At 58.8% G+C, this 17,787-nt stretch carries 21 protein-coding genes; 11 read left to right on the forward strand and 10 right to left on the reverse strand.

Annotated features, from left to right (window positions below; all coding sequences use genetic code 11):
• The first annotated feature begins 287 nt into the window (after positions 1-287).
• Both FFS21_RS11195 and FFS21_RS11200 read left to right on the forward strand, forming a co-directional pair.
• Positions 288-974: a M24 family metallopeptidase gene (locus tag FFS21_RS11195; protein ID WP_137924906.1), complete on the forward strand. Its 687-nt coding sequence runs from the start codon at positions 288-290 to the stop codon at positions 972-974.
• Positions 975-1,191: 217 nt separating this feature from the next.
• A complete protein-coding gene (locus FFS21_RS11200; RefSeq protein WP_137924907.1) occupies positions 1,192-2,226 on the forward strand; it encodes a D-cysteine desulfhydrase family protein in 1,035 nt (344 codons plus the stop codon).
• Between the two features lie 168 nt (positions 2,227-2,394).
• On the opposite strand, the gene FFS21_RS11205 is transcribed toward FFS21_RS11200, so the two are convergent.
• Both FFS21_RS11205 and wrbA read right to left on the reverse strand, forming a co-directional pair.
• Positions 2,395-2,784 (reverse strand): nuclear transport factor 2 family protein, encoded by a 390-nt coding sequence (locus tag FFS21_RS11205; protein ID WP_137924908.1) that lies wholly within the window; start codon positions 2,782-2,784, stop codon positions 2,395-2,397.
• A gap of 48 nt (positions 2,785-2,832) precedes the next feature.
• Positions 2,833-3,447 carry an NAD(P)H:quinone oxidoreductase gene (gene wrbA / locus FFS21_RS11210; RefSeq protein WP_137924934.1) on the reverse strand — a complete coding sequence of 205 codons (615 nt, stop codon included), beginning with the start codon at positions 3,445-3,447 and terminating at the stop codon, positions 2,833-2,835.
• 527 nt (positions 3,448-3,974) lie between these two features.
• Between wrbA and FFS21_RS11215 the strand changes: the two genes are divergently transcribed.
• A complete protein-coding gene (locus FFS21_RS11215) occupies positions 3,975-4,952 on the forward strand; it encodes an LLM class oxidoreductase (protein WP_137924909.1) in 978 nt (325 codons plus the stop codon).
• A gap of 158 nt (positions 4,953-5,110) precedes the next feature.
• Here FFS21_RS11215 and FFS21_RS11220 read toward each other — a convergent pair whose 3' ends face one another.
• Positions 5,111-5,761, reverse strand: coding sequence for a DsbA family protein (locus tag FFS21_RS11220; protein WP_137924910.1), 651 nt, complete (start codon positions 5,759-5,761; stop codon positions 5,111-5,113).
• A gap of 153 nt (positions 5,762-5,914) precedes the next feature.
• On the opposite strand from FFS21_RS11220, the gene FFS21_RS11225 reads away from it, so the two are divergent.
• Positions 5,915-6,826, forward strand: a complete 912-nt coding sequence (locus tag FFS21_RS11225) for a LysR family transcriptional regulator (protein ID WP_137924911.1) — start codon at positions 5,915-5,917, stop codon at positions 6,824-6,826.
• Positions 6,827-6,834: 8 nt separating this feature from the next.
• Here the strand turns inward: FFS21_RS11225 and FFS21_RS11230 are convergent, their stop codons facing one another.
• The 3 genes from FFS21_RS11230 to FFS21_RS11240 all read right to left on the reverse strand — a co-directional run bounded on the left by FFS21_RS11230 (position 6,835) and on the right by FFS21_RS11240 (position 8,623).
• Entirely contained in the window at positions 6,835-7,323 is a 489-nt protein-coding gene (locus FFS21_RS11230) for a cupin domain-containing protein (RefSeq protein ID WP_212745233.1), read from the reverse strand.
• Positions 7,324-7,349: 26 nt separating this feature from the next.
• On the reverse strand, positions 7,350-7,811 hold the full coding sequence (locus FFS21_RS11235; protein WP_137924912.1) for a RidA family protein: 462 nt from the start codon (positions 7,809-7,811) through the stop codon (positions 7,350-7,352).
• Positions 7,812-7,885: 74 nt separating this feature from the next.
• Positions 7,886-8,623: an SDR family NAD(P)-dependent oxidoreductase gene (locus FFS21_RS11240; protein ID WP_137924913.1), complete on the reverse strand. Its 738-nt coding sequence runs from the start codon at positions 8,621-8,623 to the stop codon at positions 7,886-7,888.
• Positions 8,624-8,973: 350 nt separating this feature from the next.
• On the opposite strand from FFS21_RS11240, the gene FFS21_RS11245 reads away from it, so the two are divergent.
• From FFS21_RS11245 to FFS21_RS11260, 4 genes are read left to right on the forward strand one after another with little or no spacing between them, the layout of a single operon-like run.
• On the forward strand, positions 8,974-10,089 hold the full coding sequence (locus FFS21_RS11245) for an alkene reductase (protein WP_137924914.1): 1,116 nt from the start codon (positions 8,974-8,976) through the stop codon (positions 10,087-10,089).
• Between the two features lie 26 nt (positions 10,090-10,115).
• On the forward strand, positions 10,116-10,436 hold the full coding sequence (locus FFS21_RS11250) for a hypothetical protein (protein WP_137924915.1): 321 nt from the start codon (positions 10,116-10,118) through the stop codon (positions 10,434-10,436).
• Positions 10,433-10,849 (forward strand): hypothetical protein, encoded by a 417-nt coding sequence (locus FFS21_RS11255; protein WP_137924916.1) that lies wholly within the window; start codon positions 10,433-10,435, stop codon positions 10,847-10,849. Before FFS21_RS11250 ends, FFS21_RS11255 begins: the two co-directional genes overlap by 4 nt.
• Positions 10,846-11,268 carry an organic hydroperoxide resistance protein gene (locus FFS21_RS11260; protein WP_137924917.1) on the forward strand — a complete coding sequence of 141 codons (423 nt, stop codon included), beginning with the start codon at positions 10,846-10,848 and terminating at the stop codon, positions 11,266-11,268. The genes FFS21_RS11255 and FFS21_RS11260 overlap by 4 nt, the downstream gene beginning before the upstream one ends.
• A gap of 303 nt (positions 11,269-11,571) precedes the next feature.
• Here the strand turns inward: FFS21_RS11260 and FFS21_RS11265 are convergent, their stop codons facing one another.
• Positions 11,572-12,504 (reverse strand): LysR substrate-binding domain-containing protein, encoded by a 933-nt coding sequence (locus FFS21_RS11265; protein ID WP_137924918.1) that lies wholly within the window; start codon positions 12,502-12,504, stop codon positions 11,572-11,574.
• A 226-nt stretch (positions 12,505-12,730) separates the two neighbouring features.
• Between FFS21_RS11265 and FFS21_RS11270 the strand changes: the two genes are divergently transcribed.
• Positions 12,731-13,990: an MFS transporter gene (locus tag FFS21_RS11270; protein WP_137924919.1), complete on the forward strand. Its 1,260-nt coding sequence runs from the start codon at positions 12,731-12,733 to the stop codon at positions 13,988-13,990.
• Positions 13,991-14,147: 157 nt separating this feature from the next.
• Positions 14,148-14,387 carry a hypothetical protein gene (locus FFS21_RS11275; RefSeq protein WP_137924920.1) on the forward strand — a complete coding sequence of 80 codons (240 nt, stop codon included), beginning with the start codon at positions 14,148-14,150 and terminating at the stop codon, positions 14,385-14,387.
• Positions 14,388-14,416: 29 nt separating this feature from the next.
• On the opposite strand, the gene FFS21_RS11280 is transcribed toward FFS21_RS11275, so the two are convergent.
• On the reverse strand, positions 14,417-15,124 hold the full coding sequence (locus tag FFS21_RS11280; protein WP_349304714.1) for a response regulator transcription factor: 708 nt from the start codon (positions 15,122-15,124) through the stop codon (positions 14,417-14,419).
• A 291-nt stretch (positions 15,125-15,415) separates the two neighbouring features.
• Between FFS21_RS11280 and FFS21_RS32905 the strand changes: the two genes are divergently transcribed.
• Entirely contained in the window at positions 15,416-15,904 is a 489-nt protein-coding gene (locus FFS21_RS32905; protein ID WP_137924921.1) for a response regulator, read from the forward strand.
• A 6-nt stretch (positions 15,905-15,910) separates the two neighbouring features.
• On the opposite strand, the gene FFS21_RS11290 is transcribed toward FFS21_RS32905, so the two are convergent.
• The gene (locus FFS21_RS11290) at positions 15,911-16,555 is read right to left on the reverse strand and encodes a helix-turn-helix domain-containing protein (protein WP_171020385.1); all 645 of its coding nucleotides are present in this window, start codon (positions 16,553-16,555) and stop codon (positions 15,911-15,913) included.
• Positions 16,556-17,007: 452 nt separating this feature from the next.
• A partial coding sequence (locus tag FFS21_RS11295) for an efflux transporter outer membrane subunit (protein WP_137924923.1) occupies positions 17,008-17,787 on the reverse strand: 780 nt, incomplete at its 5' end.

Raw genomic sequence — 17,787 nt, forward strand, 5'->3', positions numbered from 1 at the left:
CCGAGCGCGCTCTTCGCAGTTCATAAAGGCTTCAACGATAGCCGGAAAGCACCCTCTCGTGTCAGCCGAGCTTCGCGCGCTTCTCGCCCTATTTCCCGGATGGCCGGATCATCCTTCAATTTGGCACAGAAATCCCACCGCCCCCACACGGTGTGCCCCGGTGGCCGAAAAACACCCGCGTTCGTCTTTTTGATACGGGGGAATAGACGTGCCGATCGCACGTCGGCATACAACAATCTTGCCAGGCTGCGGAACAGTTCCCTAGCCCTTCACAAAAGGAAATCAAAATGAGTGCAGTTCCCGCATCGGTTGCCGAGCGAGTAGGCCCGGCTTTCTCGGTTGACGGCATGTTGATGGCCCGAAACAAGACACGTGAAGCGATCGCCGAGATTGCCGCCCGTGTGGCGCCGGGCATGGTCGAGGAGGACGCAGTCGAAATGGCCAAGCGAGTCATGCTGGATGCGGGTCTGGCACTGAGCTGGCATCCGACGCGGGTCAGATTCGGCCGCAACACCATCAAACCGATGAAGCAGGCCTCCGAGCCCGGCGTCATCCTTCAGGAAAATGACATCTTCTTTATCGACATTGCTCCCCGGGTGAACGCGTGGGAAGGCGATGGCGGCGCATCGTTCGTCGTGGGTCAAAACGATCAATATGAGCGTTGTGCCAAGGACGCGGAATTGTTGTTCCATGAGGTGCGTGGCATCTGGAAGCAACGCCGCCTGACCGGCCAAGCGCTCTACGCGGAGGCCGAACGCATCGCCAAATCCATGGGGTGGGAGCTGAACTTTGATCTGCCAGGTCATCGTGTGTCGGATTTCCCGCATGCCACCATCCATACCGGATCGCTGGCCGACTTCGAAGCCACACCCTCGGCCATGCGCTGGATCCTGGAGATTCATGTCCGCGACCCGGAAAAGCGCTTCGGCGCGTTCTTCGAAGATATGCTCCTTGAAGACGAAGACTATCTATAAGCTCCTTCTCGCGCAGAGAAACTGAGGCAGAGGCACGTCGCGGTGGAATAGCTGCGACGAGCCTCCATCATGCGCATCACAAGAAGAGATACTTGCTTTCTTTTGGCGTAATGGATCGCGATTCTCTGACAATTGCTTCCTTGCATCCGCTACTCTCCGTCCGGGGACCGCGATCTGCAAGTAGCCCACAGCTCCAGCGCCACGCAGCAAACTTCAGATGACAACACCGCCACCCGTCCAAGAGGCTCTCAAGTCGATTCCACGTGTCAGCCTGTTGGACCGACCGACACCGCTACGACGACTTCACCGTATCGAAGCCGTGCTGGGGACCGGTCACGGGGTGGGCATCTACGTCAAGCGAGACGACAACGGAGAGCTGGCGGGAGGGGGCAACAAGCTTCGAAAGCTCGAGTTTCTCTTGGGCGACGCGCTCTCCCAGCACGCGAAATCAATCTTGACGGTAGGCGGTCTGCAGTCAAATCACGCCCGCTTAACCGCCGCCGCATGCGTGCGGCTCGGCTTGCATTGCGAACTCTTCCTCGGTAGAGCGGTGGCCCGGTTCGACCACGACTACGAACAAAGCGGCAACATACTATTGGACAAGCTCTTGGGAGCCCGGCTCCACATGCTCCCAGCGGGAACGGACCCCTTTGCAGCAGCGCTGGAACGTGCGCGTCAGCTTGAAGCCGACGGTTCCAGAGCGTATGTCATCCCGTCCGGCGGCTCCACGCCGCTCGGAAGTCTTGGGTATGTCGAATGCGCCATCGAGATCGCGAGCCAGGAACGCGATCTCGCACTGCAATTCGACGCCATCTATGTCCCCAACGGAAGTTCGGGCACCCATGCTGGCCTGGCCGCCGGCTTCCATGCCCTAGGTCGCTCGAATACGCTAGTCCGCTCGTTCTCGGTCCTTGCAGAACGCGACACCACGATGCGCCGCACACATGAACTGGCCGAAGGCGCACTGCATCTCCTTGGTCTTCCCGCATCGATGCCCTTTGAAAGTGTCGATGTCGACGGGTCGCAAAGAGGGGCGGCTTACGGTGCGGCAACAGACAGCATGAAGGCGGCCGTTCACCTCGTGGCAGCCGAGGAGGCCCTCTTCCTCGACCCGGTTTATTCAGGAAAGGCCTTCGCCGGCATGCTGGCAGATATCGCCAACGGTCGCTACAGACGCGGCCAGAACGTACTCTTCGTCATGACGGGGGGCACGCCCGGCCTCTACGCCTATCGCAGCGAGTTCATTTCCTGATTCTCTCGGCTCGATGACAAGATGCCTGCTCCCGATCCGTGGACCCCTTGGTTCATCCCAGCAGCTTGGTCGCGGCGCCAAACAAAAAAGCCGGCCGCCAGAGACCACTGGCTAAGCCGGCTAAACGGAGAGACGGAGAGACGGTTGTCCTTCTCACGACACCTCGGCTTATTCCTCGATGTGCGTGTAGAGCTTGTTGACGATGAGCCAGATGCCATCGACTTTGAGTAGCGAAAGGAAGTCGTAGTAGTTGTTTTCCGCGACCTTCACTCTCACCTTAGCCGACGCCATCTTTCCCACGACCTCTACCGACAGGATGGACATGCCGTAGGGATCATTGCGTGTCGCAGGACTTTCGCGGCTGGCAACGCCGTCGAGGTAGGCGCTCAGGGTCTTCTGAACAATCTCGCCGCGGACTTCGGCGAACAGAAGTGCTGCGGGATGAAAGGTGGAGCGTAGCGCGCCAACATCACCATCATAGATCGCATCCAGGTATGTCTGAAGTTGCTGCAGAATCTGTTGATGCGCGCCGTCCACCGGCGATTGAGGTGCAGTCATGATGTTCTCCTTGTTAAGCCAGCAAATCGGTGAAGGACGTGCATTCGATCATTGGCTTCTTCCGCGCAGCAGCGCGTTCGTGACTTCCGCAATGTGGCGGCCCTGGAAGCGAGCACCGTCAAGTTCGTTCTGGCTGGGCTGGCGCGAACCATCCGCGCCAGCCAGCGTGCTCGCACCGTACGGAGCACCGCCCGTCACCTCGTCCATGCGAGTAAGCCCGCCGAAAGCGTACGGCAGTCCCACAGTAATCATGCCGTGATGCATCATGCTGGTGAGGATGGAAAACAGTGTCGTTTCGACGCCCCCGTGTTGGCTGGCGGTAGAGACGAAGGCCCCACCTACCTTTCCGATCAGCTTGCCCTGAGCCCACAAGCCACCCGTCTGATCCATGAAGTTGGCTACCTGAGCCGACACGCGACCAAAGCGCGTCGGGCTACCGATCAGGATTGCGTCGTAGTCAGCGAGCTCATCGGGCGTAGCAATCGATGCCGCTTGATCAAGCTTTGCGCCGGCCTTTTCGGCCACGTCCCTCGGCATAAGGTCCGGCACACGCTTTACAGTGGCCTCGGCCCCCGCGCTGCGGGCCCCTTCGGCAATCGCGTTCGCGAGGTGCTCCGTATGGCCGTAGGTGGAGTAGTACAGCACCAGAACTTTGGCTTTCATTTCCTGTTCCTTTATGACGTCGTTTGCTGCGCTTGCCTGGTTCAACCCTGCGGCAAGCAATCGCTTGATGGCGTTAAACATGTTGGTTTCAATCGGTGACGCACCATTGCGTCGTCGGAGTGCAATGTAGGCGCGGGGCAATCGCAGATAAACCTCGCAGCCGGAACATGACTGCATACACGATGTAACAAGCTGGCCGACGCACCAGATCAAGGCACTGTCAATCCATCGGAACAAATGATTTGCGGCGGACCCGGATGATCCGCGGACGTGGATTGCAGACAATTGCGAGCATCCACCCGTCACGTTGTCCGCACAGGAGCACGGGTGCCTTTCATCCGCAGACCGATCCAACATGACATCCAACGCATCAGAATTTCCGTGCAGCACGCGAGATCACTGGGCCGATGAGTTGCCCCGTGGACTTTGGCTTGACGCCGCTGAACTCGACGAACTCCCCTACACCTTCATCTGGAGGGCAAACCCCCATTCATTCGTTCACACGCCGCAAGCGGAAGGAGGCAGCGATGCTGACGCCCGCCACTGATAGACTGCCGCAGACGAACCCGGGGTATTCACGCATGTTTGCACCAGGGCGTCTGACGCTCGGCATACTGTTCGCGATAGAGTCATATCTCGGGGACGCGCCGACGATGACAGACCAGATTCGGCTAGCCAGGCAGGCGGAACAGGCAGGTTTTGCCGCTCTCGGTGTCCGCGACGTACCGCTGCGCGACCCCTCGTTTGGTGATCTCGGCCAGATCTACGACCCATGGACCTGGCTCGGATACGTAGCGGGACAAACATCCTCGATCGCACTCTTCACCGCAGCGATCGTGCTGCCGCTGCGCCATCCGCTGCATACTGCCAAGTCGGCAGCGAGCATTGATCGGCTGACCGGGGGCCGCCTGGTTCTGGGCATTGCCTCGGGCGATCGCGCCGTTGAGTTCCCCGCTTTTGGCGTCGAACACGCTCAGCGGGGCGTACTGTTTCGGGAACAGGTCGCCTATCTTGAAACGGTTTGGGGCAACAACTATCCGAAGATCGAGAGTCCGTACGGCGCGCTCCATGACGCAGACGTGGTTCCCAAGCCAGTGGCTCGTCGGCCTCCGTTGATCGTCACTGGACATAGCCAGCAATCCATCGATTGGATTGCACGCAAAGCGGACGGGTGGATTACCTACCCCCGCCGAGTGGACCTGCAAGTAGAACTGATCAGACAGTGGCACGACACAGTTGAGTCAGTGTTACCAGGCTCATTCAAACCGTTCGCGCAGCCGTATCACATCGACCTGACCGCCGATCCCGACGTTTCGCCCACGCCAATCCACGGCGGGCATCGACTCGGGCGTAGCTGGCTGATGCGTCATCTGGAGGCGCTTGAACGTGCGGGCGCCAACCACATCCTTTTCAATCTCAAATATGGCAGCCGTCCTGCGGAAGCCGTTCTGGATGAGATCGCCACTCACGTCGTTCCTCGCTTCCCCGCACTCGGAATCGCTTGATGGGATAGGACTGATCCAGGGCGAACAGTTATCTGTCCAAGTGATGGCGAGCATCGCCTGGCTCGAAAGCCTCGAAGTGACTTAGCATCATAGACGCTCTTCTGAAGTGGCCCGCCGCAATGTGAGGGTTAGTTTTCGCGGCGGGCGCCTTTTTTTGATCAGGCGACCGATCGAATGGCGTCGAGCACGTGATCAAGTTGCATTGCAACGGCCTCCACTGAAGCATAGCCCGCTACTACCTGATAGAGCTTATCCCCGTCCTGAAGCGCCAGGGTTGGGAAACTCGTCACTCCCCAGCGACGAGCAGTGCGAAAGTCAGCAGCCGTTTCCTCGATAGCATTCGCACTGTTCCATGCTGTCAGAAATGCGCTCGCTTCAACCTCGATACTTTGCTTTGCCACCGCCTTGGCTACCACCTCAGCGAGAACGTGACCATTTGTCGTATCAAGACCATCGACATAGAACGCGTGCTGGAGGGCGCGAAACACAGCCAGTAAATCTGTGCCCGGAAAGAGCCGACGGGCAGTCACCACAGCCCTGCATACTGGCTCGGTGTCATAGACGAAACCCTCGCGAGCCATGAGAGCTTCGCGATTGAACGTCAACCCACTGGCCTTTTCGACGCGCGTCCAGTGTTGCAGGCGAAAACGCTTGCCAGCGTCATCAAGAACGTCAGTCGCTCCTGCACGAATGCCGCCCACCACGATGCGCAAAGGCAGTTGAGGGTTTCGACGTTGCAGAAGAGTCAGTTCCTTTCCGAACCCATAGCACCAGGAGCACATCGGATCGCCAATATAGATCAGTTCCATTTGTTGCCTTGTTTAAATGATGTCCCGGGCGAGCGTGCGCCCCGAGATGCGTTTCACTACAATGTCCAACCACCGACGCACAGATTCTGTCGGCATTAAAGCTGGCATTGAAGAACACACCACCAATAACAGTCATTACACGGTGTCAAAACCATGAAGCGTCAGTTCGACGATTTACAACTTGGGAGCATCGAGCTCTTTTGCCTTGCCGCCGAGCTGAGTAGCTTTACGGCCGCAGCAGTGGCTGCCGGAGTCACGCCGGCCGCGGTGAGCCGCAGCGTCTCACGCCTGGAGGAGCGATTGAACGTCCGCTTGTTTGTGCGTACAACACGTCAGATCCGTCTGACTGAAGAAGGTAAGGCGTACTTCGAACAGAGTCGCACAGCGCTCGCGCAACTCGTTGAAGCTGAACGTCAGATCAGCGGACAACATGCCACTCCGGCAGGACGCTTGCGGATCAGCCTTCCGACGCCATACGCACACTATCGAATTCTTCCCGTCCTGCCTGAATTCCGGAAACGGTATCCGGACGTGGAAATCGAAGTCCACATCAGCAATCGCAATGTCGATTTTGCCGACGACACGTATGACATGTCGGTGCGGGGACGGGCCCCCGACGATTCGGCACTGATTGCCCGAAAGCTTGAGGATGCAGAACTGGTAGTCGTAGGGACACCCGGCTACCTCAAGCTACGCGGGACACCGAAGTCACCCGACGACTTGCTTGCACACGATTGCATCCAATTCGAACGACCCAGTAGTGGCCGGCGGATCCCGTGGACGTTTCGCCAGAACAGGGAAGATGTGGACGTGATGACAACCGGCACATACGCTGCGTCGGAAGACGTGCTGGGCGGCGCGACGCTGGCTCGTGCCGGCGCCGGGCTATTCCAGACCTATCGATTCGTGGTCGAGGATGATCTGCGAAGCGGCGCGCTCGTGGAGGTTCTGAAGGACTTCGGGGGAAGCTCGAGACCTTTCATGCTCCTGTACCCGCACGCACGGCATATGTCGCGTCGCGTGCGGGCTATGGTTGACTTTCTTATCGAGAAATTTGCCCCGTAGCGTCGACCTTACTTCAGTCGTGGATCGTCCTCGGCATGGACATACTCGATGCCGAGTGGCCCCGTTCCACTAACTTGCGTCACGTACCCTCCGGACTTCGCCCAATGGAAGTGGGGCGTCCCGCCCGGCAGTATGACGACGCTGCCCGGGGGATAGGCAACCAGTCTCTGGGGATCGAATTCGTCGCCAAGCCCAATATAGAAGACGCCGGAGATCACGGTATAGATACGATCCTCGGGGTGCACATGAGGCATGAGCTTTACGCCTGCCGGGACACTCACCCGCACCACATAAGGACCGCTAGCCGCAGGATCGCCCACCAGTACCGCAAGTTGGGCGCGCTTGGGGAAGGCAGGAAACGCAGACCACTTGATGTCCTCCTGGAGGATCGAGCCGTTGGTTTTAGGGGAAAGCCCCGCTGCGCTGACCGAACCCGCGGTCATGACGCTCGCAAGAAAGCTCATCCACATCCCGATTCTCTTCGTCAAAGCATTCATGTGACATCTCTCCTTGGCACGGTCGTTCAGGGCTTGATCTGAGCGATGACGACGAGAATGACCGCGGCATTGCCCGGCTGTTGCGTTTGCGAGTACGCAGCCCTCGCGTGCCCCGCTTTTTCCTCCAGCACCGACGCGAAAAGATCCGACGCCCCGTCGAGCACCGCGGGTTGATCGAAGCAGCCCGGTGCGCTTGTGACGTGACCTTCGAGGCGAACGATGTGATCAAGGCGATCAAAGCCGCCAAGGTACGCGCGAATCTGCGCCAACACATTGAGTGCCGCCATCTGTGCAGCCTGCTTGCCCTCCTCGACAGTCAGGTCTTTGCCGACCTGCCCTTGCCACACGACCTTACCGTTCTGCAACGGCAACTGCCCCGAAATGAACAGCAGATCGCCAGCACGACTCACTGCGGTGTAGCTACCCAGCGGCGTCGGCGGTGTGGGTAGTTGAAGATTGAGTGCAGACAGCTTCGATTCGACAGACATGTGGAACGCTCCAGTATTCGATTAGGAAAGCCCTGACGCGCGCGTGCAGTCAGGGCGTTCAGCCAGGCAGGCGCTTACCACTTTCCAGCCGTGGCTCCACCATCCACGGGCAGTACGATGCCGGTGGTGAAGTCGGAGTCGGTCAGGTAATGCACGGCGTCGACAATGTCCTTCACGTTCCCGATGCGGCCGGTCGGTTGCAGCGACTTCAGGAACTCATGTGTATCGGGGCTATGCAACGGGGTTTCGATAATGCCCGGCGCCACCGCATTCACACGGATGTTGCGCGATGCCAGTTCGATCGCCAGGCCTCGTGTAGCGTGATTCAGGCCACCCTTGATCAACACGGGAAGCAGCGCCGGCACGCTCGTAGTCGGTTGCATGGCGACGCTCGCGGTGATATTCACAATGTGGCCAGACTGATTGCCAGACATGTGTCCCACAACTTGTTGGGTGATGTAGAAGAACCCCTTCAGATTGGTGTTGACGATACGGTCAACATCCTCCTCGGTGTATTCCGTCACGGGCTTGGGAATGAAGATGCCGGCGTTGTTGACCAGCACGTCGATCCTGCCGAAGCGTGCCAACGCCTGCGTCACGATCTGACGGGCCGTTTCGGGAGAAGCGATATCACCAGCGACGGCCAGGAAGTTCGCCGGATTACCGAGCTTGCTGGCCGCTTCCTGCAGGCGCTCAATGGTGCGAGCGTTCCCGACGACATTGTCGCCCCGGCGCAGATAGGCTTCTGCCAATGCGAATCCGATACCGCTGGAGGCACCCGTAATCACAATCGTCTTGTTCGACATCTTCATTCTCCTGAGAGAGTCTTGGTTGCGGTTCAATGTTGTCTGCGGCAAGAGGGGAAGCCGCCGTACGTGTGGAGCGAACTATAGAAGCGCATGACCTGGCGATAAACGGCGCCTTCCGAACATGAATTGATACACGACGGAACAAGTTGGCTAGCGCAAAGCTCTTCCATTCATCATGCCTCCTGGAAGCTACTGAGCCAACATACCAAGGTGTTAGCGGATTTTCCTCACTGACAGGCTGTCACGAAGCAGCGCGCCTCTTACCATCGCATTCATGCTGTTGTCGAAACCCGGCACCGGAATGAGTTGGCATGGCGCAACGGCGACGCCGTTCACACACAGGAGATTTCCAAATGAAAAAACTGCTTCAAGGGGCTATTGCGGCAGACCTCTTTGCACCGCTCCGTCTCGGACCCTATACGCTTCCGAATCGCATGGTGATGGCTCCGCTGACCCGCAGTCGCGCCGACGACAAGGACGTTCCGGGAGATTTGGCCGCGACATACTATGCACAGCGGTCTGGGGCAGGCCTGATCATCTCCGAGGCCACCCATGTCTCCGCTCAGGGAAAGGGTTACACCGGAACGCCTGGCATCTACAACGAAGAGCAAATCAGGCAATGGCGCCGCATTACCGACGCGGTACACGCGGCGGGTGGTCGGATCTTTGCCCAACTCTGGCATGTGGGCCGCATTTCACATCGCTTGCTGCAACCTGACAATGCAACGCCAGTCGCCCCTTCTGCGGTCCAGCCGGATGGCCGCGTCTACATTGACAATGGCTTTGTTGCATTGGAGCGCCCCCGAGCCCTGGAAACACACGAGATTCCGGGCATCATCGCGCAATTTCGCGACGCAGCGCGAAACGCACTGCGGGCGGGCTTCCAAGGTATCGAGATTCACGCAGCCAACGGCTATCTACTCGACCAGTTCCTGCGCGACAAGACGAATCAACGCACCGATGCATATGGCGGCTCAATCGAGAACCGCGCGCGGCTGTTGCTGGAGATCACCCAGGCCGTCATCGACATCTGGGGCCGTGACCGTGTGGGTGTGCGAATCTCGCCGCTGGCGACTTTCAACGACATTTCCGATAGCGATCCGGAACCGCTCTTTACGTACGTTGCACAGCAACTCGGTGCGCTCCGTGTGGCCTACCTCCATGTTGTAGAAGGCGCATGGGGAAGCACCCGCGAAGTCGCTGGTGGTTTCGACCCCCGCCGCTTGCGACTGGCCTTCAACGGCGTGTACATCGCAAACAATTGCTACGGATACCAGGACGGGATGTCGGCCATCGAGAGCGGACACGCTGATATGGTTTCCTACGGTCGCCACTTCCTCTCGAATCCCGATCTCGTCGAACGATTTCGCACCGGTGCACCACTCAATCCTCCCGACCCGAACACCTTCTATGGTGGCGACGCCAAGGGCTACACCGACTACCCGACGATGGCGCAGCGCGCGGCCTGAACGCCGGCCAGACCAGCGCACCCGCCATGATCGAACTCGTCGTTACACGATGCTGCGCCGACAGCGCAGAAATGGAAATTTCCTGTGCGGCTGATCGGCCAAACGACCAGTTGCTACGCTTTATTCGCGCCAAAGTCAGTGTGGAGAACCTGCTGCCGGCAGACGCAATCGTAAGTAGCTCGCGGCATCTGGATACCGGCATTGCCCATCTGGCGTGGAAAGTGGACTGGCCGCAGCTCGCGGACCATCTCATGCTGGTTCGGGCAGCGTTCGCTGTGGCCAATCTCAACTATGTCTACAGCGCACGCCGCCCTATTGACGGCGTGGGCAGGAGCAAGCTTCGATGAGTCACACGTCTGCCGTCCGTTGCCTCGTGTCAGCACCCAATGCCGAATGTCTCTCCGAGCTTGCCGCGCGGTGTCTTGCGGTATGGGCGAGTCTACTCAATCCCTATTCCCACGCGTACGACGATCTGGTCTGTCGCGCGGGCGGTGGAGAGACCGTTGGGAAGCTGGCGGACAGCTACCTGACAATTCTGCCAGTGGATGCCGGTGGCGGGCATAGCCAATCGCTCGAACTCGTTGCAACGCCTCATGCAGGATGTCACGTCGCGCCGGGCTTGCTCGAGACAATCCTGTCGGCGGTGCTGATGCCCCACGTTCAGGCACTCGTAGCATTCGACGTCGATTGGACAACCATTCAGGGATTCATCCCCGATTCATATGAAACCGGCGGCATGGCCGCCTTGGACCCACAATGAAACTCGATCAGATCTTCTACACGGCGTACGCCGCAGCAACCGGTGGACGCGACGGCGTTGCTGCTACCTCGGATGGACGCTTGAACGTCAAGCTCGCTGTCCCGAAAGAGATGGGTGGTACCGGCAATGGCGTGAATCCGGAACAACTGTTCGCAGCGGGATACTCCGCTTGCTTTATCGGCGCCATGCGTTTTGTTGCCGGGCAACAGAAAGTGGTCCTCCCCGTGGATACGCGCGTTGAAGGCGCCGTTGCCATTGGACCGACCGCTCACGGTTTCGGCATTGATGTCGAACTGAAGATAACGATCCCAGGCTTTGACCGGGAGGCGACCCAGACCTTGGTTGAGAAGGCCCATCAGGTCTGCCCTTACTCAAACGCTACACGCGGCAACATCAATGTCTCGTTGGTAGTGCTTTAAGCTCTGCGCCGACCGGCGCTCCACATCAGCGCAAGACGAGCAAAATCCCGGCGCACTCCCGCCCCGGCAACACGCTGCGTGTTGTGCGCGTTCCGACCATTATCAAACCGCACGCGCGGCATTGTCCGGCCTCTACCCAGGGATGCCATCGTCTCGATGGCTCTTACATTCTGAAGATGATGTGCGATCGCACATCGTGATGACCTTCAACCCTTATACCGATCGCGCAAAATTCGTATTCAATCCGGGCTGCGATCACCTAGTCAACGCAGCCTGAATCCCTTCAATACGGACGCACGAATACTAGACTTGGGCGACCGCACCAGATTCCATCTCAATACCACGATAGTCGCGAGTGCTATGCCGATGAAGCGTGGACATGAACGCTGTGAGCGACGAAGAAACATAGGCGTCGCGGCGGCGGATAAACACCGTTTCAACGAGACCCTCCTGTGGCGCAAGACGATGCACTGTAACCTTCTGTTCGTCGGCCAACGGCTTCACGATCCCCATGGGCAACATGGTGACAGCGATTCCTGCACGAACGCAAGCCAGAATGCCGTCGAGCGTGCCGAGCTCCATCTTCCGGATAGCGGTTACGCCTTGACGAACCAATACCCGTTCAAGACGCTCCCGGTAAGAGCAGCCGTTTCGGAACACCACGATCTTCACTTCGCCTTTTCCAGGCACCCACGATGGACGATCGCCAGCCGGAGACTGCATCCACGGCGCGGTCACAATGACAAGCTCTTCCTCAACCACAGGCTCGCTGACGAGATCGATGTGGTCGACAGGTCCCGCAACCAACGCTCCCTCCAGCGACCGATTCACGACATCCTCGATCAATTGATGCGTCGGTCCGGTCTTGAGCATCAGATCTACCTGTGGATACTCGGTCGCAAAATCAACGAGCACTCCCGACAAACGCAGCGCAGCAGTTGTTTCCATCGATCCCACGCTCAACGGACCCGTCGGTTGCTGCTGATCGAGGGCGACACGCCGAGCCTCGTCCATCATTTGCGCAATGCGACTGGCGTAGGGAAGCAATTGACTGCCGGTTGCCGTCAACGACACGCCACGGCCATGCCGGTAGAACAGGCTGACTCCCAATTCGTCTTCCAGACGACGAACGCGCTGTGTCACGTTCGACTGTACCGTTTCGAGGTATTGCGCCGCCTTCGTGATGCTGCCCATGCGAGCCACAGCCGCAAAAATCGCCAAATCCCCGGAATCCATATGCGTATCTCTGATCGTCTGGGCGGATGCGCCCGTCTTTTTCCGGCAACGCCCAGCCGTGCAGGCGCTCCAAACCTGTGCAACGATTCCCGATAGGAAACCTCGACAAGGATAGACGAAATGCGTAACTTGTCAATATAATTTATACCGGTTACATGCTTCATCACTGTCAGTTACATCTGAGCAAGCACCGCAAGCTCACCCATCGCGCCAGCAAGGAACACCAATGACCACTTCTACATCGCGAACAACAGTCGAAAAGCCTTGGGTCGTCGTGGGATTGGGGTTCCTGGCTCTGGCCTTGGCCTTCTCCGGTCGAGGCGCTCTCTCGTTGGTCATGCCGGCATGGCAGGCCGAGTTCGGATGGTCTCGCACCTTCATCGCTTCGTTAGCTGCCGCATGCCTGATCGTGATGGCCGTAGTTGCACCATTTGCGGGCAACATGGTCGATCGTCGTGGTCCACGGACCTTGCTGGCCACCGGCCTTCTGTTAGTGGCGACGGGGATGGGAATGGTGGCTCTGGCTCATCCTGGAGCAACGTCCTGGCTGCTGCCGGTCGGATTCTGTCTGGTGGCCGGTGTTGGTTTCGGCTTCATCGCACAGCACGTGGTCGCCGCCGCAATTGCCTTGCTGTTCGATAGGCGGCGAGGCCTTGCCACTGGAATTGGCACAGCAGGCTCGACCGCAGGACAGTTGCTGATGATGCCGCTACTTGCACTGCTCTTGCAGGACTATGGATGGCGAAGTGGATTCGTTGCCATGGCGGCCTTGGCACTGCTGCTCATTCCCATCGTGCTGGGAATGCTCGGGCCGCAACGCGGTCATGTCGACTCGTTCCGCGATGAGCCAGCAAAGCCTCAGTCCGCAGTCCAGAGGGTTTCTACGCTAGTACGGAACCCGGTATTCCATGCACTGTTCTGGAGTTATCTCCTCTGCGGATTCACGACCAGCGGCGTCATTGAAACCCACCTTATGCCATACGCGGCCTTTTGTGGATTTCCTCCACTGCCAAGCGCCACGGCTTATGGTGTTCTTTCTGCACTCAACCTGGTGGGAATGATCGGAGCGGGATGGCTCGCAGACAAGGTGCATCGCCCCCGCCTGCTAGCCGGGATCTACCTCGCCCGTGCCGGTTGCTTCATTCTTCTCTCCTACGTCGCAGGCAGCTATCCAACGTTGATTCTTTTCGCGATCCTTTTCGGCCTGTTCGACTATTCGTCGGTGCCAGTCACTGCCGGCCTCGTCGCCGACAGGCTGGGCCTGCGTGTCATGGGACTTGCCATGGGTCTGCTCTCCGCTGGCCATGCCATTGGCGGGGCGCTCGGCGCATTCGCCGGCGGCAAGCTTTTCGATTTGCTCGGAGGCTACGAGCCTGTATGGTACGGCTCCGTCGGCCTTGCACTCATTGCCGCGCTTCTAGTCATTCCCCTGGCTGAGAGCCGGCCGCGTGGCGACGGGAAGCATTCGCAGCCGGAACCGGCATGAGTCCGTGAGGAGTGTTGCCGGTCCCGCCTGTACCTAGGTATGGGATTTCAACCTTCGATGACAGGCGCTGATTGCCTCAGATGTCATTCCAATGCTTGGCACACGTGCCCTACAGTGGAGGTGCGGGCCTTCGCATTCATCTTCTCCGAGGTACACCATGTACGAACATCAAAATATCGAGGTCATTCGTCTGCGTGCAGCCGCCAGCGCCAACATGCAGGATGCGGCGATGTGGCGCTGGTACTCGGACATGATGGAAGACAATCGCATCTCCTGTCTTCGCAAAGATGGCCTCTGGTCGGCGTGGGTAGATGGGCGGCTGCTTTCCACCAACCGCTCCTACGATGTCGCATTGCGTACGGCCTGCGTGCTCCACCGCGCGCTCAACGCGGTCTAACAGCGGGCACGCCTGCAACCATAAGGTTCTCAGGCGCCGACCGGATCTCGCACCTTGGCGGGTGCGGGCGCATCGCACAGGCCCAGAATATGGGCCATCACAACCAGATCGGCAAAGGTCTTTGCACGCATCTTCCGCATTGCCTGGGCGCGGTGAATCTTGATCGTGACCAGACTCAAGCCAATGTCATCGGCTATCTGCTTGTTCATGCGCCCCGTCGCCGCCATGCGCATGATCTCCTTCTCTCTCGTGGTCAGAGATTCGTATAGCACGCCCAATTCTTCACGCCGACGCCTTTCGCTCCGGTGATGAAGATCGCCGCGCAGCGCTTCTGAGACTGCGTCCAGCAAATCCTGATCTCGGAAGGGCTTGGTCAGAAAATTGATCGCGCCGGCACGCATAGCGGCCACACTCATAGGAATGTCCGCAAATCCCGAGATGAAGACGACAGGTAACCTGACCCCTGTCTCACTCATACTTGCCTGAAGTTCGAGTCCGTTAGTCCCTCGCAGGCGCACGTCGAGGATCAAGCAGCAAGGACGGTTTTCCGGCACTTCGAATGCCAGAAAAGCGTCCGCACTGGGAAACGTCAAGACATCCATACCCACGGATCTGAAAAGACCCTCGACGCCAATGCGAAGGTTGTCGTCGTCATCTACGACAAGGATAAGTGGCTCGTCCTGAATTCTTGTCCTACTCGTACTCCCTGTCCTATCCATACTTCCAGTCAATCCCATGGCTTTCTCCCTGACTATCCATACCAGGCCCTCGGTGCTTGTCGTTCATGGCTGGAACGCATCGAACTCTTATGGACCCTCGTTCAAGTAACACCCCCCCTCGCTCTAAAGGGCGGGCCCGCTTCACATCGACTTGGATGCCGACAGCGGCTGCTCAGGCTTTGAAGATTCTGACTGTAATTCTTGCTTACTGCGCGCTTTCTATACTTTGGTACCAAAGTCTTGAGTGTTTATTTCATGGATGTGCTGAACTTGCATAAATGTGATGCTGAATAAGCAACGGCCTCAGGAATGATCTGGATATACCTAAGGCTGGTTTACGAGCAATCATCGACTCGCTACGCTGACGACAATGCAGATGGGCCACCCCCGCCCGCAACGGCAACGCAAGGAGACAATTTGTGCACGGCGCCGCAGATTTCGGTCATCGACGACGACGAGAGCATTCGCCGCGGACTTAGCAGTCTGCTTGGATCGATTGGGTTGACGACGCGTACGTACGACTGCGCAGAGGATTTTCTGCGCGAAGACGCGAGGCAATGTTCATTGCTGATTACGGACGTCCAGCTACCTGGCCTATCAGGAATTGATGTGCTTCACGAGCTCGCGAGAAGGTCGACACCAATACCCGTTGTCGTTGTGAGTGGGCAAGAAGACGATGCCTGGATGGATACCGCGCTTGCTGCCGGGGCACGCGTTGTTCTAATGAAGCCAATCAACGCACTCAAATTCATTGAGATTGTCCTGAACCTTATCAAGGGAAATCTTGATCGAGTCTAGACTTGTCTAGTGAACATCATCCATGGATGTGGAGCGTCCGTTGCGCCTCCGCCATACACCGGGGGGCATACCCCGCAAACGGGAAAAGACCTGGACAAGATGGCTCGCGCTCGCGAATCCGCAGCGAAGCGACACTTCCGTCAGAGGAAGATCCGTCGATCTCAGCAACTCCTCGGCGCGCTGTACGCGCAGAGACGTCAGCCACTGCTGGGGGCTTTGGCCCGTTGAGGCACGGAAGGCTCTGCTGAAGTGGCTGCGCGACAGTCGGCAGGCCTTTGCCAATTCCTCGATCGATACGTCGCCATCAAGTCGTGACTCGATCAGCTCCTTGGCCGTTCGAAGTTGCCACGGTGCCAAACCTCCCTGCCTGCGGGCTGGCCTGATGGTCTCGTTGCCATAGGTAAGCACCAGATGCGTTTGAATGGCGGTCGATACCTGATCGATGAATAGCCGCGATGCGCGCGTCGGATCACTGAGTGCCGGAACCAGACTCAGCGCCAGATGATGCAGCACCGGATCGACACGATTCGCCACATGAAACGGAGCCAGAGCAATCGAACTCTTGCCGTGCACCTCGTGGGCGATCTCATCGACGGTTTGCTGGAAGACGTAGAACTGCACGACGTCAAATGGGTCATTCAACTCAGCCACCCAGTCGCGTCGAAGGTCGTAGATGTTGAGGTGTCCCGGCCGGAAGTGTCCAGTCTCGACTGGCTGCCCTTCGCGCCAAAGTCGATGGGGAGGGAGGTGTCGTAACTGCACCCCTACCATGTACATGCTCTGTGGGTCGTACGCGTCCGTCAGGCCATGACCTTCTCGCTCCATGCGCAATCTCACAATCGGCATCAACGACTTATCGAGCGTACTAGCCTGAAGTTCTTGCCGCTGATCCGCACGGATGTACGCTCCATATCTGTCTCGTACATCTTCGAGCCTTGCCATTTTTTCCCTCTAGCGAACTTTGACCACGTTACGCGCGCATGGTACGAAGGCCCGCATCCGCTGGGAACCGCACCTATCCTTTGGGATAGATTCTCGACGTACCGAGGTGCCCCCTACATCACCCACCCTTCTTAGGGGGCGACGCCCTATTCAGTTTGATGTCACCTCTCGGGTAATGGTCCCCACCCTCCGCCCAGGCTGCGCACCAGCGAGACCGTCGCCGCAGCGCGCAATCCTGCCACCGCATTCGCATCGCGCTGCGATTGCAGCACGGTGCGGTCGGCGTCGATGACCGTCAGGTAGTCCACGGCACCCGCGTCATAGCGGCTACGCGAAATGCGCTGTGCGCGCTTGGCACCTGCCAAGGCGCTGTCCAGTGCCGTCGATTGCTGGCTCAGCCAACGCACGTCGGACAAACTGTCTTCCACCTCGCGGAATGCCACCAGCACCGTCTGCCGATAGCGCGCCACGCTTTCCTCGTGCGCGGCACGGGCGCCGGCCAGGTTCGAGCTATTGCGTCCGCCATCGAACACGGTCTGTGCCACGGTGGTGCCCACCAGCGGACCCAGCATCCATGTGCGCGATGACCACTTGAACAGGTTCGACAAATCGCCCGACTCGAACCCGAACAGCGCCGTCAGCGAAATGCGCGGGAAGAACGCGGCCTTGGCCACGCCGATCCGTGCATTGGCCGCCGCCATCTGCCGCTCCGCCGCCGCGATATCGGGGCGACGTTCGAGCAGTTCGGATGGCAGCCCCGCAGGCACCGCCACCGGCACGGTGTCGAACGTCTTCGCCGTCAGCGCGAACTGCGAGGGCGCCACACCGGTCAGCACCGCCAGCGCATGCTCCTGCGCCGCGCGGCGACGCTCGATACCGGCCAGATCCGCACGCGCCGTGCCGAGTTCGGCTTCGGCGCGCGCCGGATCGAGATCGGTGGT

Source organism: Cupriavidus sp. 2SB (assembly GCF_005503625.1).
Taxonomy (GTDB): domain Bacteria; phylum Pseudomonadota; class Gammaproteobacteria; order Burkholderiales; family Burkholderiaceae; genus Cupriavidus.

Excerpts from the sequence above, each read along its gene's own strand:
- FFS21_RS11195 (WP_137924906.1), top strand. The coding sequence starts at position 288 with ATGAGTGCAGTTCCCGCATCGGTTGCCGAGCGAGTAGGCCCGGCTTTC.
- FFS21_RS11200 (WP_137924907.1), top strand. The coding sequence starts at position 1,192 with ATGACAACACCGCCACCCGTCCAAGAGGCTCTCAAGTCGATTCCACGT.
- FFS21_RS11205 (WP_137924908.1), bottom strand. The coding sequence starts at position 2,784 with ATGACTGCACCTCAATCGCCGGTGGACGGCGCGCATCAACAGATTCTG.
- wrbA (WP_137924934.1), bottom strand. The coding sequence starts at position 3,447 with ATGAAAGCCAAAGTTCTGGTGCTGTACTACTCCACCTACGGCCATACG.
- FFS21_RS11215 (WP_137924909.1), top strand. The coding sequence starts at position 3,975 with ATGCTGACGCCCGCCACTGATAGACTGCCGCAGACGAACCCGGGGTAT.
- FFS21_RS11220 (WP_137924910.1), bottom strand. The coding sequence starts at position 5,761 with ATGGAACTGATCTATATTGGCGATCCGATGTGCTCCTGGTGCTATGGG.
- FFS21_RS11225 (WP_137924911.1), top strand. The coding sequence starts at position 5,915 with ATGAAGCGTCAGTTCGACGATTTACAACTTGGGAGCATCGAGCTCTTT.
- FFS21_RS11230 (WP_212745233.1), bottom strand. The coding sequence starts at position 7,323 with ATGAATGCTTTGACGAAGAGAATCGGGATGTGGATGAGCTTTCTTGCG.
- FFS21_RS11235 (WP_137924912.1), bottom strand. The coding sequence starts at position 7,811 with ATGTCTGTCGAATCGAAGCTGTCTGCACTCAATCTTCAACTACCCACA.
- FFS21_RS11240 (WP_137924913.1), bottom strand. The coding sequence starts at position 8,623 with ATGAAGATGTCGAACAAGACGATTGTGATTACGGGTGCCTCCAGCGGT.
- FFS21_RS11245 (WP_137924914.1), top strand. The coding sequence starts at position 8,974 with ATGAAAAAACTGCTTCAAGGGGCTATTGCGGCAGACCTCTTTGCACCG.
- FFS21_RS11250 (WP_137924915.1), top strand. The coding sequence starts at position 10,116 with ATGATCGAACTCGTCGTTACACGATGCTGCGCCGACAGCGCAGAAATG.
- FFS21_RS11255 (WP_137924916.1), top strand. The coding sequence starts at position 10,433 with ATGAGTCACACGTCTGCCGTCCGTTGCCTCGTGTCAGCACCCAATGCC.
- FFS21_RS11260 (WP_137924917.1), top strand. The coding sequence starts at position 10,846 with ATGAAACTCGATCAGATCTTCTACACGGCGTACGCCGCAGCAACCGGT.
- FFS21_RS11265 (WP_137924918.1), bottom strand. The coding sequence starts at position 12,504 with ATGGATTCCGGGGATTTGGCGATTTTTGCGGCTGTGGCTCGCATGGGC.
- FFS21_RS11270 (WP_137924919.1), top strand. The coding sequence starts at position 12,731 with ATGACCACTTCTACATCGCGAACAACAGTCGAAAAGCCTTGGGTCGTC.
- FFS21_RS11275 (WP_137924920.1), top strand. The coding sequence starts at position 14,148 with ATGTACGAACATCAAAATATCGAGGTCATTCGTCTGCGTGCAGCCGCC.
- FFS21_RS11280 (WP_349304714.1), bottom strand. The coding sequence starts at position 15,124 with ATGGGATTGACTGGAAGTATGGATAGGACAGGGAGTACGAGTAGGACA.
- FFS21_RS32905 (WP_137924921.1), top strand. The coding sequence starts at position 15,416 with ATGATCTGGATATACCTAAGGCTGGTTTACGAGCAATCATCGACTCGC.